This window comes from Methylobacterium sp. J-048 (assembly GCF_022829515.1).
GTDB lineage: Bacteria > Pseudomonadota > Alphaproteobacteria > Rhizobiales > Beijerinckiaceae > Methylobacterium.
Genome location: NZ_JAKSYL010000124.1, coordinates 20226 through 35856, shown reverse-complemented (window position 1 = coordinate 35856; position 15631 = coordinate 20226). Strand labels below are relative to the sequence as shown.

Below are 15631 nucleotides of genomic sequence, written 5' to 3'. Positions count from 1 at the left end.
ATGGTTCGATATTCTATGTCGAGATCGAAGAGTAGATAGATCAATGCGCATAATGTCCGAAGCCTGCGGGTGCTGATATTGGACAAGGCGTGCATCGACGCCATCGTTGCTGGACGTCGGATCGGGAAAGCGCGACCGTTGCGGCGGTAAGAGTCGTCTTTTCCTGATTCGAGGAGAGCTGCGTGTCAGACTTTGGCGAGGCGTCCGAGCCGGCGGCCGTGCAGCATCCGCGCCTCGGCGTCGCCGGTCGCGCGACGCTCCTGATCCTCGGGATCGTCTGCGCCGTCTTCGTCGCCTGCTCCGCGTATATCTATCACGCCCAAGCCGCCGCCCTGCGAGGCAACGTGGCGCTCACTATGACGAACCTGAGCGCCTCGGCGGCGCAGAGTGTCGGCAACTGGCTGCGCGGCAAGCTCGATCTGACGCAGCTGATCGCGCAGGAGATCGTCGCCGTGGGGGCCGGCCCGGAGGCGGATCGCGTTCTCGGCGCCCCCATCGCGCGCGACGCCTTCCTTCTGAGTTCCTTCGGCCGCACGGACGGGTTCTACACCAAGATGCCGAAGGGCGAGATCGCGCCCGGATACGATCCGCGTCAGCGCCCCTGGTACAAGGGCGCGGAGGCCGCGAAGGGCGCGTTCTTGACCGAGCCGTATGTTGCGGCAAGCACCCGGAAGCTCACGATCACCTCCGCGGCTCCGGTGGTGGACGAGACCGGGACGTTCCTCGGCGCGGTCGGGAGCGATTTCGATTCCGGCGTGCTCGCCCAAATGATCAGCAGCGTGGCCACCGGCGGGAACGGCTATGCCTACTTGGTGTCCGGTTCCGGCAAGGTGCTGATCCATCCGCGCACGGAGCTGATCGGCAAGCCGCTGGCGGACCTGCTGGCCGGGCCGCTGCCGAAGATCGGCGAGCACGTCGCCGAGACCCGGGAGGGCGACCGCGCGACGCTGACAGTCTTCGCACGGATCCCCAACCTGCCGGCCTCGCTTGACTGGTACATCGCGCTCTCGGTCGACAGCGCCGCAGCCTACGCGCCGGTCGAGAGTCTGGCCCTCATGCTGGCGGTGGCCACGCTGATCGCATTGCTGGTGCTCGGCATCGTGGTCGGCCGGCTGATGACGATTACGGTGTCACGTCCGTTGAACCGCCTGGTCGGGGCGCTGCAGCGCATGAGCCGGGGCGCGATCGATGCCGAGATCGCCGAGGCCCGGCGCAGCGACGAGATCGGCATGGTCGGCCGGGCGGTGGAGAGCATCAAGGCCCTGGTCGCCCGGAAGGCCCGCGACGAGGCCGAGGCGCGGCGCCTGGCCGACGCGGCCGCCGCGGCCGAGCGCAAGCGCACGATGATCGCCCTGGCCGACGGCTTCGAGCGGGCGGTGGGCAGCATCGTCGGCATGGTGTCGTCGTCGGCGACCGAACTCGAGGCCACGGCGCAGACGCTGACGGCGAGTGCGACCCAGGCGGCGGCGCAATCGACCAGCGTTGCGGCAGCGGCCGAAGAGGCCTCCACCAACGTCCGGACCGTGGCCGCAGCCGCTCAGCAACTCGGCAGCAGCGTGCGGGAGATCGCCGGGCAGGTCGAGGGCTCGGCGAGCCTTGCCCAGGCGGCCGTCGGCGAGGCGGACCAGACCGGCCAACTGGTGCAGGAGCTGGCCCAGGCCGTGTCCAGGATCGGCGACACGGTAGGGCTGATCTCCAGCATCGCGTCCCAGACCAACCTTCTCGCCTTGAACGCGACGATCGAGGCGGCCCGCGCGGGCGAGGCGGGGCGCGGCTTCGCCGTCGTCGCTTCCGAGGTGAAGGAACTCGCCGCACAGACCGCCAAAGCCACGGAAGAGATTACCGGTCTGATCGGCCGGATCCAGGGCTCGACCGACCAGGCCGCCCAGGCGATCGGCGGGATCGTGACGCGGATCCGCGACATCAACCACGTGACCGGCGCGGTGGCGGCGGCGGTGGAACAGCAGGGCGCGGCGACCCAGGAAATCGTGCGCAATGTCGGCCAGGCGGCCGGCGGGACGGACGAGGTCACCACCAACATCACCGGGGTCGCCGGCGCGGCCGAGCAGACCGGAGCGGCGGCCCATCAGGTCCTGGCCGCGGCCTCCGAACTGTCGCGGCAATCGGCGCAGCTCACCCAGGAAGTCGCCGGGTTCCTGCACACCGTCCGGGCCGCCTGAGCCGGGATCGTCAGCGCCCGCCGTCGAGCAGCTTCGAGACCACGCGGGCGGTGTAGTCGACCATCGGCACGATGCGGGCGTAGTTCAGCCGCGTCGGGCCGATCACCCCGACCACGCCGACGATCTTCTGCGATCCGTCCCGGAACGGCGCGGCGATCAGCGAGGAGCCCGAGAGTGAGAACAGCTTGTTCTCCGAGCCGATGAAGATCCGCACGCCCTCGCCGCCCTCGGCGCGGGCCAGAAGATCGATCACGTCCTTCTGGGTCTCCAGGTCGTTGAACAGCAGGCGGATGCGTTCGAGATCCTCGACGGCGCGCAGGTCTTCGAGCAGGTTCGCCTGCCCGCGCACGATCAGCTGACGGGCCTCGCTCGGGCCGACCGGGGTCGCCAGGCCGGCATCGACCAGGCGCTCGGTCAGCGCGTCGAGTTCCCGCTTCATCGCGGTGCGTCCGGCCTCGATCTCGGCCCGCAGGGTCCCGAGGGTGCGGCCCTGCAGCCGGGCGTTGAGGAAGTTCGTCGCCTCCTGCAGCGCACCGGCGGGCAGGCCCGGCGGCAGGTCGACCAGACGGTTCTCCACCGAGCCGTCATCCGAGACCAGCACCACCAGGGCGCGGGCCGGATCGAGCCGAACGAACTCGATATGTTTCAGGTGCACGTTCGCCTTCGTGGTCAGCACCACGCCGGCTCCTCGGGAGATGCCCGACAGCATGGTCGAGGCCGCGGCCAGGGCCGAATCGAAGGTGTGCCCGGAGGCGGCGGCGCGCATCTCCGCCTCGATCCGGGCCTGTTCCTCCTGGCCGACATCGCCGAGTTCGAGCATGGCGTCGACGAAGAAACGCAGGCCGAGTTCGGTCGGCAGGCGGCCGGCCGAGGTGTGGGGTGCGAAGATCAGGCCGGAATGCTCCAGATCCGCCATCACGTTGCGGATCGAGGCCGGCGACAGCGCCATCGGCAGGATGCGCGCCAGATTGCGCGATCCCACCGGCTCGCCGGTGGTGAGATAACTCTCCACGATCTGCCGGAAGATCTCGCGGGCGCGCTCGTTGAGGGCGGCGAGAGCCTGCATCGAGGGGTCTTGCGGGAAGTGGGTGTTCGGGTCGGTCACGCGGTCATCCTGTCGTCCGATCATGTCCGCCCGGTGTCCGGGGATCAATCCGTCCGGCGATGCTTGCCCGCGCCGGCCCAGCGGCCTAAGAGCCCGGCCCTCACTCTCTCACCAGAAAGGGCCCGCCATGAGGCCTTCGAAGCGCGCCGCCGACGAGCTGCGGCCCGTGACCCTGGAGCGCGCGGTCTCGCGCTATGCCGAGGGCTCGTGCCTGGTCAGCTTCGGCAACACCCGCGTGCTCTGCACCGCCTCCCTCGAGGAGCGCGGGCCGCCCTGGCTGCGCGGCTCCGGCAAAGGCTGGGTCACAGCGGAGTATGCCATGCTGCCGCGGGCGACGCACGACCGGACCCGGCGTGAGATCAATTCCGGCAAGCCCTCCGGCCGGACCCAGGAGATCCAGCGCCTGATCGGTCGCTCGCTCCGGGCGGTGACGAATCTCCCCGCCATCGGCGAGCGGCAGGTGACGGTCGATTGCGACGTGATCCAGGCCGACGGCGGCACCCGCACCGCCGCGATCACGGGCGCCTGGGTCGCCCTCCACGATTGCTTCGCCTGGATGCGCACCCGCTCGATCATCTCGGTAGACCCGCTGCGCGATCACGTCGCGGCGGTCTCCTGCGGCCTGTACAAGGGCAATCTGGTGCTCGACCTCGATTACGCCGAGGATTCGGCGGCCGAGACCGACGCCAACTTCGTGCTGACCGGCAAGGGCGGCATCGTCGAGGTGCAGGGTACCGCCGAGACGGAGCCCTTTACCGAAGCGCAGCTGCTGGAATTGCTGCGTCTCGCCCGGGCCGGCACCGACCGGCTGGTGGCGCTCCAGAAGGAGGCGATCGCGTGAGCGTAGAGCCGAGCGGCCACCGCAAGCTCAGCGGCAAGGTGGTCATCGCAACCCACAACGCGGGCAAGCTCGCGGAAATGCGCGAGCTTTTGGCGCCGTTCGGGATCGAGGCGGTCTCGGCCGGCGAGCTCGGGCTGCCCGAGCCCGACGAGACCGGCACGATGTTCTCCGAGAACGCCGCCATCAAGGCGCATGCCGCCGCGAAGGCGACCGGGCTTCCAGCCTTCGCGGATGATTCCGGCCTCTGCGTCGATGCCCTCGACGGCGCCCCGGGGATCTTCTCCGCCCGTTGGGCCGGGCCGGCCAAGGACTTTTCCGGCGCGATGGCGCGGATCTTTTCGGAGCTGGAGCAGCGTCGGGCGAGCGACCGGACGGCGCATTTCGTCTCCGCCCTCGTACTCGCCTGGCCGGACGGCCACACCGAGCTGTTCGAGGGCCGCGTGTTCGGCACCCTCGTTCCGCCGCGCGGCGATGCCGGCTTCGGCTACGACCCGATCTTCCAGCCGGACGGCCATGCCCGGACCTTCGGCGAGATGAGCGCCGAGGAGAAGCACGGGGTCGATTGGCAGAAAGGGGAGGGGCTGTCGCACCGGGCCCGGGCCTTCGTGCTCCTGAGCCGCGCCTGCCTGGCGCCGGAATCCTGATTGCCAAACCGGGCCGGCACGCTCACATCCCGAAGATCATGACTTCGACCGGCCCGGACCATCCGACCCGCGACGCGGGCTTCGGGATCTACCTGCACTGGCCCTTCTGCGCCGCGAAGTGCCCGTATTGCGACTTCAACAGCCACGTCCGGCATGGGGGCGTGGACCAGCCGCGCTACCTCGACGCCTTCCGGGCCGAGATCGCCCACAACGCCGCCCGCACGCCGGGCCGCACCGTCACCAGCATCTTTCTCGGCGGCGGCACGCCCTCGCTGATGGATCCCGCAACGGTGGCGGGCCTGCTCGACGCGGTTGCCGGCCATTGGGCGATCGCGCCCGACGTCGAGATCACCCTGGAGGCCAACCCGTCGAGCGTCGAAGCCGGCCGCTTCCGCGGCTACCGGGCCGCCGGGGTCAATCGCGTTTCGCTGGGCGTGCAGGCTTTCGACGACGCCTCGTTGAAAAAGCTCGGCCGGCTGCACAATGCCGAGGAGGCGCTTGCCGCGATCGGCATCGCGCAAGGTGTGTTCGACCGAACCTCGTTCGACCTGATCTACGCCCGTCCCGACCAGACGCCGGACCTCTGGCGCGCCGAATTGACCCAGGCGCTGGCGTGGGCTGCCGAGCATCTGTCGCTTTACCAGCTCACCATCGAGCCCGGGACGCCGTTTCACGGGCTGGCTGCCGCCGGCAAGCTGGTGACGCCGGACGACGAGACCGGCCGTGTCTTCTACGACGTGACCCAGGAGGTCTGCGGACGGGCGGGCCTGCCGTCCTACGAGATCTCCAACCACGCGCGGCCCGGCGCCGAATCCCGGCACAACCTGCTCTATTGGCGCTACGGTGAATATGCCGGCATCGGCCCCGGAGCGCATGGCCGGCTGGTCGCACCGGATGGACGGCTCGGTACCGTCACCGAGCGCGCCCCGGAGGCGTGGCTCGCCCGGGTCGAGCGTGACGGCCACGGCATTGCCGAGACTGAGGTGATCTCGGGCGCCGATCAGGCCGACGAATTCCTGGTGATGGGCCTGCGGCTCGCCGAGGGGATCGATCCCGGGCGCTACGCCGCCCTGAAGGGCCGGCCGCTCAACGGCAACCGCATCGGCATGCTGGTCGGCGACGGCTTGCTGCACCGCTTGCCCGGCGGGCGGATCGCCGCGACGCCGCGCGGGGCGCCGGTGCTCAACGCCCTGATCGCCGAGCTGGCCGCCTGATCAGGTGCCAGGCTTCGAGAGGACGCGCGGCGCCGGGCTGACCACGGTCGCGGCGTTGTTGCGGATCTCGTAGACGGCGAGCGCCCGCTCGCTCAGGCCCTCCGGCCGAAATCGAAACGTGCCGTCGGTGCCGGCGAAGCCCGACGCGTTGGTGAGCGTTGTCTCGGCGAAGCGCTGCGAGCCGTATTGCCGCGTCAGCGCCGCCGACAGCATCACCGCGTCGTAGGCCAGCGAGGCGACCCGCGGCGGCGCCGCGCCGAACCGGGCCTGATACCGGCCGCTGAAACTGGAGAAGCCGTTCCGGTCGGGCGAGGCGAACCGTCCACCCTGGAGCGCCGGCAGCGCGAACAGGGCCGGCTCGCTCCACAGGGCAGTGCCGATCGGCCGGATCCGGGCGGGGTTGTAGCCGGCCTTGGTCAGGGCCGCGGCGACCGCGGGCATGGCCTCGGCGGTCTCCGGGATGAACAGCGCGTCGGCCGTGGCGCCGGCCCCGGTGATGACCCGGGCCAGCCGCTCGACCGCCGGTCCCGGTGCCCCAGGCGCATAGCGCTCCACCGCCGCCACCCGGGCGCCCTTGCGGGCCACCGCCTCGCGGAACTCGGCCTCGACGGCGTTGCCGTAGGCGGTCTCCGGGATCAGAGCCGCGAAGGAGCGCTTTCCGTCCGCGACGGATTCGTCGACGATCCGGTCGACCTCCGGCTGCGGCAGGAAGCTCAGGAGATAGACGCCCCGGGCCGCCACCGAGGCGTCCGTCGAGAAGCCGATCACAGGCTTGCCCGCGGCCTTGGCCGGCACGGCGGCGGCCTGGACGTTGGCGGCGAAGACGGGGCCGAGCACGATGTCGGCGCCTTGCTTGAGGGCGTCCTGGGTCGCGTCCCGGGCCCCGTCCGGGCTGCCACGGTCGTCCTCGACCAGGACCGTCAGGTCCGGCTGCTGCGCCTCGTCGTAGGCGAGCTGCGCCGCGTTGCGCATCGCGCTGCCGACCGCCACGCCGGTGCCGGTGAGTGGCAGGACCAGCGCGACTTTCACGGCGCCGGAGCCGATGCGGTTGCCGCCCGAAGCGGCCGGGGTCAGAGGCGTGCCGGGCGTTGCGGCAGATGGGGCGGGTGCGCCGCCCAGCGGCACTTCGGCCGGTGGCGACAGCTCGGCTCGGGGCGGGGACGCGCGCCGGGCGGCGCGTCCATCCCCGAATCCGCCGACACAGCCGCCAAGCGCGAGGGCGCTGAGGGCGGCGGTCAGGGCGGCGACACGCATGAGACGGTTCCGCCGACACTTCGGACGCGCCATGGCGCGGTCTCCTTCGGGCAGGTCCGGACAACCTGACCGGGTAGTTTTCAAATGTAAACGCGCCGGTGCCGACTTGCCCCCGGGTCTCGACGAGCGGCCGCGACGCGAGGCGAGGAGTGTGGCAAGATCGCCCGCGATGACACGCCGATTCGATGCCCCGGGGTCCCCGATCTCAAGCAAGCTCACGTCCACCTCACCCGCCCAAAAGACTGGCGCGGACCGCCCGCGGAACACCACCTTCACGGCGTTCGGGCTCGCCAGCGAGACGGAGCCGCTAGCGCCGGGGCTGCACATCGTGGCGACGCCGATCGGCAACCTGCGCGACATCACCATCCGGGCGCTCGCGACGCTGGCGGCGGCCGATGCCGTGCTGGCCGAGGATACCCGCGTGACCCGGACGCTGCTGGCGCATTACGGCATCACCACGCCCCTGCTCGCTTATCACGAGCACTCGAACGAGGCCGTGCGCGACCGGATGGTAGCGCGGCTCCAGGCCGGCGAGGCCTTGGCCCTGGTCTCCGATGCCGGCACGCCGCTGGTTTCGGACCCCGGCTACAAGCTGGTCCAGGCTGCGATCGAGGCCGGGATCGCGATCACGCCGGTCCCGGGGCCATCCGCGGTGATGACCGCGCTCGTCGCCGCCGGCCTGCCGACCGACCGGTTCTTCTTCGAGGGGTTCCTGCCCCAGAAGGCCGGGGCAAGGCGCAACCGGCTCGAGGCGCTGATCCAGGTGCCGGGCACGTTGGTGCTGTTCGAGTCGCCCCATCGCCTCCCGGAAATGCTGGCCGACGCCGCCGCGGTGCTGGGCGCCGACCGTCCGGCCGCCGTGACCCGGGAACTGACCAAGTTCTACGAGACGATCCGCCGGGACACGCTGGGCTCCTTAAGCGAGCGGTTCGGCCAGGAGGGCGCCCCCAAAGGCGAGATCGTCGTCATCATCGGCGCCGCCACGAGCCCCGACCGTCCGGTCGAGGGGGATGCGGCCCTCGACACGCTGATCCGCACCGCGCTGGAGCGGCACTCGATCAAGGATGCGGCGAGCCTTGTCGCGGACGAGACCGGGCAGCCGCGCCGCGCCATCTATGCCCGGGCCCTGGTGCTGGCCCGGGACAACCAGGGTTGAACGGAACCGTGCCGGACCAAGCCTTGCGCCGCCGCGCCGCCCATCTGCGCGGCCATCGGGCCGAGCGGCTGGCGATGGCGGCCCTTCTCTTGAAGGGCTACTGGCCGATCGGGCGCCGTGTGAGCTTCGCCGGCGGCGAGATCGACCTGATCGTCCGCCGGCCCCGCACTATCGTGTTCGTCGAAGTGAAGGCGCGATCCAGGCTGGACGAGGCCCGCGTGGCGATCGACGCGGCCAAGCGGCGGCGCTTCTCCCGTGCCGTGAGGGCCTGGGTCGGCCGCAATCCCTGGTGCGCAGGCATGACCCTGCGAGCCGACGCCGTGTTCATCGGCCCCGGCGAATGGCCGGCGCATCTGCCGGACGTCTTCACCATCGAAGGATTATAGGAGCGGGTCAGCCCCGGGCGGCGCGGATCGCGCCGATCAGCGTGCGCTTGAGGTCGGCCTGGCTGAACGGCTTCTGGACCACCGGCCGGTCGCGGAACGGCTCGCGGATGCCGGCGCCGCCGTATCCCGTCGAGAAGACGAGCGGCAGGTCGCGCTGCACGATCGCCTCGGCCACCGGGTAGATCGGTTCCCCGGCGACGTTCACGTCGAGGATCGCGATCTCGAACGTCTCCTGCGAGGCCATTTCGAGGGCGGTCGACAGACGTGCTGCCGGGCCGACAACGGCACAGCCGAAATCGAGCAGCATGTCCTCGAGCAGCATCGAGATCGCCGCTTCATCTTCGACGACGAGCACGCGGACGCCGTTCAGGATGTCATCGTTGGGGTCAGCAGTCACGCCGGGCCGTCTTCCCTTCGATCGCCCCCGTCGCCGGGGACCTTGCCGTGCACATGGTTCGCCTCGCGCGGCGCTGGGAAGCGCCGAGGCGGCGTCGCCAGGCGGTCCGCGAGACCACCCGTGGCGTCGCCTGGAATACCGGACGTGTCAAGCGTTCCCTCGCCGTTCCCGAAGCCAACACCGCGCCGATGTTAACCGGCGATACATTTTTGTCGGCTTTCGGACGGGGATGGCGCGCGACCTCGCCTCAGTCGTCCTTGAACGACACTTTCGCCCCGCGGGTCACGTGCGCCGCGAGGTCGCGAGCGTTCCAGTTGGTGAGCCGGATGCAGCCATGGGACTCGGTCTTGCCGACTTTTTCCGGCTCGGGCGTCCCATGGATGCCGTAGCTCGGGATCGCCAGATCGATCCAGACCAGCCCGACCGGGTTGTTCGGCCCCGGCTTGATCGAGAACTTCTGCTTGGTCTTTACGCCCTTGAACGCGTATTTCGGGTTGTAGGTGTAGTCCGGATCGAAGGCGACGCCCTTCACCTTGGTCTCGCCACTCGGCGCCGGCTTCTCGGTGCTGCCGATCGAGGCCGGGTAATAGCCGAGCAGCTTGCCGTCGGATCCGAAGGCCCGGACGTCGCGGCTGGTCTTGTCCACCTCGATCCGCTCGACCTTGGGTTCCTGAGGCAGGTCCTTGCCCTTGGGCTTGTCCGTGCCCATCGGATCGACGGCCGCCACGGTGATCGATGTGCCGGCCTTGTCGAGGGGCTTGCCCGGATTGAGCGCGCTGACGAGGTCGCGGCTCATGTGGAAGCGCTCGGCCAGCATCTCCCGCGGGTTGGTGTAGCCCAGAGCCTTGAGGTCGGCCTGAGCCTCCATCTTGGGCGGAATTTTTTCGACATAGGGGCCGGAGGCATCGGCCTCGGTGAGCGCGTAGTCGGAGACCGCCGGCTTATCGCTCGTGGCCTGGAGCTTGTCCCAAAGTTCGGGGGTCAGGTCCTGGGTGGCGGGCAGACCCTGGGCCACCGCGAAGGCCGAGAGCGCGCGCTGGTAGTTCTCGCCCCTCAGGCCGTCGATAGCGCCGGGGAAGAACCGCGCCCGGTCGAGCAGCACCTGCGCCTTCACGATGAGCGCGTCGGACTTGTCGTCGGATTTCTTGGCGCTCCCGGCCTTCTTGCCGGACTTCTTGGTCTCGGCCTTCTTCTGGTCCGGCTTGTCGGCCTCCGGCGCCTTGAAGGTTGCGGCGTTGATAGCCTCGGCCGTCAGAGCCGGCGCCTTGTCGGACTCCGCCAGCGCGCCTGACGTCGCGAGTCCTAACGCCAGCAGAGCCGCGCAAACCGGCCGCGTGGATCCCTGCATCATCGCCGTCGAACGCTCCAGGAGCAGGCGTGCTCCGGTCGCACAAGTATCGAGCCGGCTTGAACGTTCCGCCGCCACGGCAACGCTACTCACAGAGGCGGTGGCCGGCGTTGCGCTCCCGGTCGTCCAAGTGAAAATGGTTGGCATGGGCCGCGTTGGTGCCGGGGCCGAGCACCGTGCGGAAGAACCCGCAGGCCTTGCCGCGGACCGACGCCAAGAATTCCGCGTCCTCGGACCCAGACGGCATCGCCTTGACCGGGATGCTGGCGCGACCGGCGAACGAAAAACCCATCACGTCGATAGCGGCCGCGAAGGCGTGGTCGCTGAGCTTGGCATCGACATCGTGGTTCTGGCCCCGGCAGACATAGGTTCCGCCAAGTTCAAGCCCGGTGAGCGGATGCTTGAGCGTCCGGTCGGCGGCGACCTGAACCTCGGTGGCCCAGCGCGCGAAGGATTCCGCGACCTGACACGTGAGGGTCGCGCCTCCGGGGAGGGCGATTCCGTCGGCAAGCTTAGTGATCTTCAGCGGCAGTGGCGCCGTGCATTGGCCTTCGGCGATGGCCGGCAGCGGCTCGAACTCGACGCCGAGGCGCTTCAGACGGGTCCGACAGGCGGTATCGTCCGGGGGGGCGACCTTGAGGGCCACCGCCGCCTCACCGGACAGTTCCGGCGGTCGCTCAGGCGGCGTCGGGGGCGGCGTCGGGATCTCGGGTTTTTGCGCTTCCGCGGCGTTGTCCTTAGCCGGCGGCGTCAGCTCCGCGGGCCGGACCGGCGGTGTCGGCATCGCGGATTCGGAGGGCGGTGCGGGCTTCTGCTCCGCCGGCTGGGCCGGCTTCAGCTCGCTCGGCCGCTCCGGCGGAAGCGGCGGCGGCACGGGGACAGCCGGAGGAACCTCGGCAGCCGAGCCGGGGGCGGATGCCAGCGCCCAGAGTCCGAGGGCGAGGGCGCGTGGGGCCAAAAAAATCGTCGGTCGGCGGAGCGGCATGGAACCTCGAAGCGCGGACGCGGGCCGTGTGGAAACGAACGGAACCGCATTCGGATCGCACCGGCCCGGTTGACGGGGCTGCCGAACGGGCCTCTGTCTTCCATCAAGCGGCCGCGGATCCCTTCCAGCGGCCCGGATGACGGGCCAACTCACCCGTCGGACCGACACACGATCGAGGACCGAATGCCGGATGTCGCCGATGCCGGGCTACCGAGCCTGCCGCAGGACAACCCCTTCCGCGACGCGCAGTGGAGCACGCCCTACGGCCTGCCGCCGTTCGAGCGCATCCAGCCGGAGCATTACCTGCCGGCCTTCGACGCGGCGCTTTCGGCCCACAATGGCGAGATCCAGGGGATCGCGTCCGACACGTCGCCCGCGACCTTCGCCAACACCGTCGCCGCGATGGAGCGGGCCGGCCAGGCGCTCGAACGGGTGGCCGGCGTCTTTTACAACCTGACCGGCAGCCATACGAACCCGGAGCTGCAGGCGATCGAGCGGGCGATCGGCCCGAAGCTCTCCCGGCACGGCAGCGCCATCTACCTGAACCCGCAGCTCTGGGCGCGCATCTCGGCGGTCGATGCCGAGGCGGAGGGCCTCGGATCCGAGGAGCGCCGGGTGCTCGACCGTTACCGCATCCGTTTCCGCCGGGCCGGCGCCGATCTCGGCCCGGACGACAAGGGGCGTATCGCCGAGATCGCCGCCCGGATGTCGGAGCTCGGCACCCAGTTCAGCCAGAACCTGCTGGCCGACGAGAGCAGCTTCACCCTGCCGCTGACCGGCGAGGACGATCTCGCCGGTCTGCCGCCGTTCCTGCGCGCCGCCGCCGAGAGCGCCGCTCGTGAGCGCGGGCTGGAAGGCCATGTCATCACCCTGTCGCGCTCGCTGATCGAGCCATTCCTGGTGTTCTCGACCCGGCGCGACTTGCGCGAGAAGGCCTACGCGGCCTGGACCCGGCGCGGCGAGAACGGTGGCGCCACCGACAACCGGGCGATCATTGTGGAGATGGTCGGGCTGCGCGCCGAGCACGCGCGGCTCCTTGGCTTTGACAGCTTCGCGCATTTCAAGCTCGACGACACGATGGCGGCGAGCCCCGACGCCGCCATGGAGCTGCTGCGCGACGTCTGGACACCGGCCCGGGCGCGGGCGGGCGAGGAGCGCGAGCGGCTCCAGGCGCTGGTCCAGCAGGATGGCCACAATTTCGCGCTCCAGGCGCATGATTGGCGCCACTACACCGAGAAGCTGCGGCGGGCCGAGCACGACCTCGACGAGAGCGAGGTCAAGGCGTACCTGCCCCTCGACCGGATGATCCAGGCAGCGTTCGACACGGCTTCGCGCCTGTTCGGCCTGACCTTCGAGGAACTGTCCGACGTGCCGCGCTACCATCCGGACGTGCGCGTCTGGCGGGTCGGCAACCCGGACGGGTCTGAGGTCGGCCTGTTCCTGGGCGATTACTTCGCCCGGTCCTCGAAGCGCTCCGGCGCCTGGATGAGCGCGTTCCGCTCGCAGGAGCGCCTGAACGGCACGGTCACGCCGGTCATCGTCAACGTGATGAACTTCGCCAAGGCCCCCGCCGGCGAGAGCGCGCTCCTGTCCTTCGACGACGCCCGCACCCTGTTCCACGAGTTCGGCCACGCCCTGCACGGGCTCCTGTCGGACGTGACCTACCCGCTACTCTCCGGGACCTCGGTGTCGCGCGACTTCGTCGAGTTGCCGTCGCAGCTCTACGAGCATTGGCTGGAGCAGCCGGAGGTTCTGCAGGCTCATGCCCGCCACCACCGCACTGGCGAGCCGATGCCCGATGCGCTGCTGCGCAAGCTGCTCGCGGCGCGGACCTTTAACCAGGGCTTCGCCACGGTGGAATACACCGCCTCGGCGATCGTCGACATGACCCTGCACCTCTCGGCGGGCGGTGAATCCGGCCTCGACGTGCCGGCCTTCGAGGCCGATGCCCTGCAGCGGATCGGCATGCCGGCCGAGATCAGCATGCGCCACCGGACGCCGCACTTCGCCCACATCTTCTCGGGGGACGGCTACGCGGCCGGCTACTACAGCTATCTCTGGTCCGAGGTGCTGGACGCCGACGCCTTCGACGCCTTCCGGGAGGCCGGCGACATCTTCGACCCTGAGACGGCCAAGCGCCTGCGCACCTTCGTGTACGGCGCCGGCAATTTACGCGACCCGCGGGACGCCTACACGGCCTTCCGCGGCCGCATGCCGAGCATCGCGCCGCTGCTGAAGAAGCGGGGGCTCGCGGCCTGACCCGAGGGTGGCCGGTAAGGGTTTCGTAAACAAACGTCCTTAACGAACGCTTGCAGAGATACCTTGCAGGTGGAGTTGGGGGCGATGACGACGATGGAAGCCAAGCCGGCCCTCTCTCCCGACGAACTGCTCAAGGCCGTCGTGGCGGGCAAGGCGGAATCGAAGCCGGAGCCCGTCCCTGCGCCGGCGGCGCCGCGCTTCGCCATCCCGGCGTTGGCCGGGATCGACCTGCGGCGCTACGCGATTCCGGGTGCCGCCCTCGCGGTCGGGCTCGTGCTCGGGGCCGGCGTCGCCGCCCGTTCCGGGTCCGGCGGCGTGCCGAGCGATGCCGTCGTGGCGCTGAGCGCCACCGTGGATGCCGGACGGACCGAGACCGCCCGGCTCGGCGCCGACATCGCCCAGCTCCATCAGGTGCTCGCCGACCTGCGCGCCGCCACCGACACCGCCCGCAAGGAAGCCGGGACCCGAAGCAGTGCGCTGGGCGAACGCCTCACGCAGCTCGACAAGAGCTTGAACGCCAAGACGGCCGCCTTGGGCGAGCGTTTCGAACAGGTCGAGCGCGAGCAGAGCGGACGGATCGCCAATCTCGCCGCGCAGCTTGAACGCCGTACAGCCGCCGCGCCGGTAGCCAAGGCCGAGCCGACGCAGACCGGGAGCCTGGCGGAGACACGGACCCTCGACGCGAAGGTCACGGACGCGAAGATCCCCGATGCGAAGGCTGGGGAAGCGAAAGCCGCAGATGCGAAGCCGAAGCCCGCCGCACCCGAGAAGCCGCCGGTGATCGAGGGCTGGGCGGTCCGCGACGTTTATGACGGCGCTGCGATCCTGGAGAACCGCCGCCGTCGCATCGTCGAGGTCGGGCCGGGCGACACGCTGCCGGGCGTCGGACGGGTCGACAGCGTCGAACGCCGCGGCCGGGAATGGGTGGTGGTGACCCGGCAGGGCCTGATCACGCCGCAGCCCTGGTAAAGCGACTCAGCGCCCGTGGAACGCGGCCGAGGCGAGTTCGTCGCTCTGGGTCGGAAAGCGCGGCTCGAGGGTCAGCGGGTCGGCCAGCGCCGCGGCGCGTTCGGCGCGTTGGCGGCCATGACGCAGGGCGCGGGTCTGTGCCGCGCGGGTCGGGTGCAGGATCGCGGCGAGGAGCGCCTGGCCCTCGAACGCGCTGTCCAGGTTCGTGGCTTCGAAGACGGGCATGGCCGGCCTGCTTGAGTGCGCCCCGGTCATCCGCCGATGGCGGTGATCCGGCTCGCATCCCGAATAACGGGGATCGCGTGGACGGGTTCCGCTAAGCTTTCGCGGCGAAACCACTTTTTTACGATCGTTCAGGAACGGCCCGAAAACAGTGCGGCGGCACACATCGCGCCGGCCCGAACCCCGTCCCGAAAGGTGACTTGCAGCTTTCGGGACCGGGGTCTCGTCAGACGAACTGGTTGAGCCCCGGGATCGACCCGATGATCGGGCCCATCGCGTCCTCGCCGACCTTCTCGCGGCCGAAGGCGAACAGCTCCTGTCCAAGGGGCTGCATCTGACCCATGGGCACGCCGGCCGCCATCAGCTTCTGGCCGAGCGCCATGACGCCGCCGCCGCCCATCATGCCGCCCAGCATGCCCATGAGGCCGCCGCCGCCGCTCTCGCCGGCATTCGCGTCGGCCACCAGCGTCTCGGAGCCGGGCAAAGCGGCCAGGAGCTGGCCGACCTCGGCCGCAGGCCCCTCCTTCTGCAGGAAGGCCAGGATGTGGCCGATCGCCGTCTGTGCGGTCGCGGCGTCGAGCCCGGTGCGGGCGGTGACGCGGGCGAGCAATTCTTCCATGGTTCTGATCTCTTTGACGCTGATCTCTTCGGAACGTTTCCAGACGTCCTTC

At 70.1% G+C, this 15631-nt stretch carries 15 protein-coding genes; 8 read left to right on the top strand and 7 right to left on the bottom strand.

The annotated features are described in order from the left end of the window. Window positions 1–182: 182 nt before the first annotated feature. Window positions 183–2180, top strand: coding sequence for a methyl-accepting chemotaxis protein (locus MKL09_RS10870; RefSeq protein WP_244020093.1), 1998 nt, complete (start codon window positions 183–185; stop codon window positions 2178–2180). Between the two features lie 10 nt (window positions 2181–2190). Here MKL09_RS10870 and hrcA read toward each other — a convergent pair whose 3' ends face one another. Next, the gene (hrcA, locus tag MKL09_RS10865; RefSeq protein WP_244020149.1) at window positions 2191–3246 is read right to left on the bottom strand and encodes a heat-inducible transcriptional repressor HrcA; all 1056 of its coding nucleotides are present in this window, start codon (window positions 3244–3246) and stop codon (window positions 2191–2193) included. Window positions 3247–3412: 166 nt separating this feature from the next. Between hrcA and rph the strand changes: the two genes are divergently transcribed. From rph to hemW, 3 genes are read left to right on the top strand one after another with little or no spacing between them, the layout of a single operon-like run. After that, the gene (gene rph, locus MKL09_RS10860; protein ID WP_244020091.1) at window positions 3413–4126 is read left to right on the top strand and encodes a ribonuclease PH; all 714 of its coding nucleotides are present in this window, start codon (window positions 3413–3415) and stop codon (window positions 4124–4126) included. Continuing rightward, entirely contained in the window at window positions 4123–4770 is a 648-nt protein-coding gene (gene rdgB, locus MKL09_RS10855) for an RdgB/HAM1 family non-canonical purine NTP pyrophosphatase (RefSeq protein ID WP_244020089.1), read from the top strand. Before rph ends, rdgB begins: the two co-directional genes overlap by 4 nt. Window positions 4771–4808: 38 nt before the next feature. Then, window positions 4809–5984: a radical SAM family heme chaperone HemW gene (hemW, locus tag MKL09_RS10850; RefSeq protein WP_244020086.1), complete on the top strand. Its 1176-nt coding sequence runs from the start codon at window positions 4809–4811 to the stop codon at window positions 5982–5984. Here the strand turns inward: hemW and MKL09_RS10845 are convergent, their stop codons facing one another. Continuing rightward, complete coding sequence (locus tag MKL09_RS10845; RefSeq protein WP_244020084.1) at window positions 5985–7271, bottom strand: penicillin-binding protein activator; 1287 nt, start codon at window positions 7269–7271, stop codon at window positions 5985–5987. 136 nt (window positions 7272–7407) lie between these two features. On the opposite strand from MKL09_RS10845, the gene rsmI reads away from it, so the two are divergent. Together rsmI and MKL09_RS10835 are read left to right on the top strand one after the other, a co-directional pair. Then, window positions 7408–8394 carry a 16S rRNA (cytidine(1402)-2'-O)-methyltransferase gene (rsmI, locus tag MKL09_RS10840; RefSeq protein ID WP_244020082.1) on the top strand — a complete coding sequence of 329 codons (987 nt, stop codon included), beginning with the start codon at window positions 7408–7410 and terminating at the stop codon, window positions 8392–8394. Further along, window positions 8391–8780 carry a YraN family protein gene (locus MKL09_RS10835; protein WP_244020081.1) on the top strand — a complete coding sequence of 130 codons (390 nt, stop codon included), beginning with the start codon at window positions 8391–8393 and terminating at the stop codon, window positions 8778–8780. The genes rsmI and MKL09_RS10835 overlap by 4 nt, the downstream gene beginning before the upstream one ends. A gap of 7 nt (window positions 8781–8787) precedes the next feature. Here MKL09_RS10835 and MKL09_RS10830 read toward each other — a convergent pair whose 3' ends face one another. The 3 genes from MKL09_RS10830 to MKL09_RS10820 form a co-directional block, all read right to left on the bottom strand. After that, window positions 8788–9177: a response regulator gene (locus MKL09_RS10830; protein ID WP_244020080.1), complete on the bottom strand. Its 390-nt coding sequence runs from the start codon at window positions 9175–9177 to the stop codon at window positions 8788–8790. A 247-nt stretch (window positions 9178–9424) separates the two neighbouring features. Beyond that, on the bottom strand, window positions 9425–10528 hold the full coding sequence (locus MKL09_RS10825) for a L,D-transpeptidase (protein ID WP_244020079.1): 1104 nt from the start codon (window positions 10526–10528) through the stop codon (window positions 9425–9427). Window positions 10529–10610: 82 nt separating this feature from the next. Further along, entirely contained in the window at window positions 10611–11510 is a 900-nt protein-coding gene (locus MKL09_RS10820; protein ID WP_244020078.1) for an extensin family protein, read from the bottom strand. Between the two features lie 183 nt (window positions 11511–11693). Between MKL09_RS10820 and MKL09_RS10815 the strand changes: the two genes are divergently transcribed. Next, a complete protein-coding gene (locus tag MKL09_RS10815; RefSeq protein WP_244020076.1) occupies window positions 11694–13769 on the top strand; it encodes a M3 family metallopeptidase in 2076 nt (691 codons plus the stop codon). A gap of 84 nt (window positions 13770–13853) precedes the next feature. Further along, on the top strand, window positions 13854–14738 hold the full coding sequence (locus MKL09_RS10810; protein ID WP_244020074.1) for a hypothetical protein: 885 nt from the start codon (window positions 13854–13856) through the stop codon (window positions 14736–14738). 6 nt (window positions 14739–14744) lie between these two features. On the opposite strand, the gene MKL09_RS10805 is transcribed toward MKL09_RS10810, so the two are convergent. Both MKL09_RS10805 and MKL09_RS10800 read right to left on the bottom strand, forming a co-directional pair. Next, a complete protein-coding gene (locus MKL09_RS10805) occupies window positions 14745–14963 on the bottom strand; it encodes a hypothetical protein (protein WP_244020073.1) in 219 nt (72 codons plus the stop codon). Between the two features lie 223 nt (window positions 14964–15186). Next, the gene (locus MKL09_RS10800) at window positions 15187–15579 is read right to left on the bottom strand and encodes a DUF2267 domain-containing protein (protein ID WP_244020072.1); all 393 of its coding nucleotides are present in this window, start codon (window positions 15577–15579) and stop codon (window positions 15187–15189) included. Between the last annotated feature and the right edge of the window lie 52 nt (window positions 15580–15631).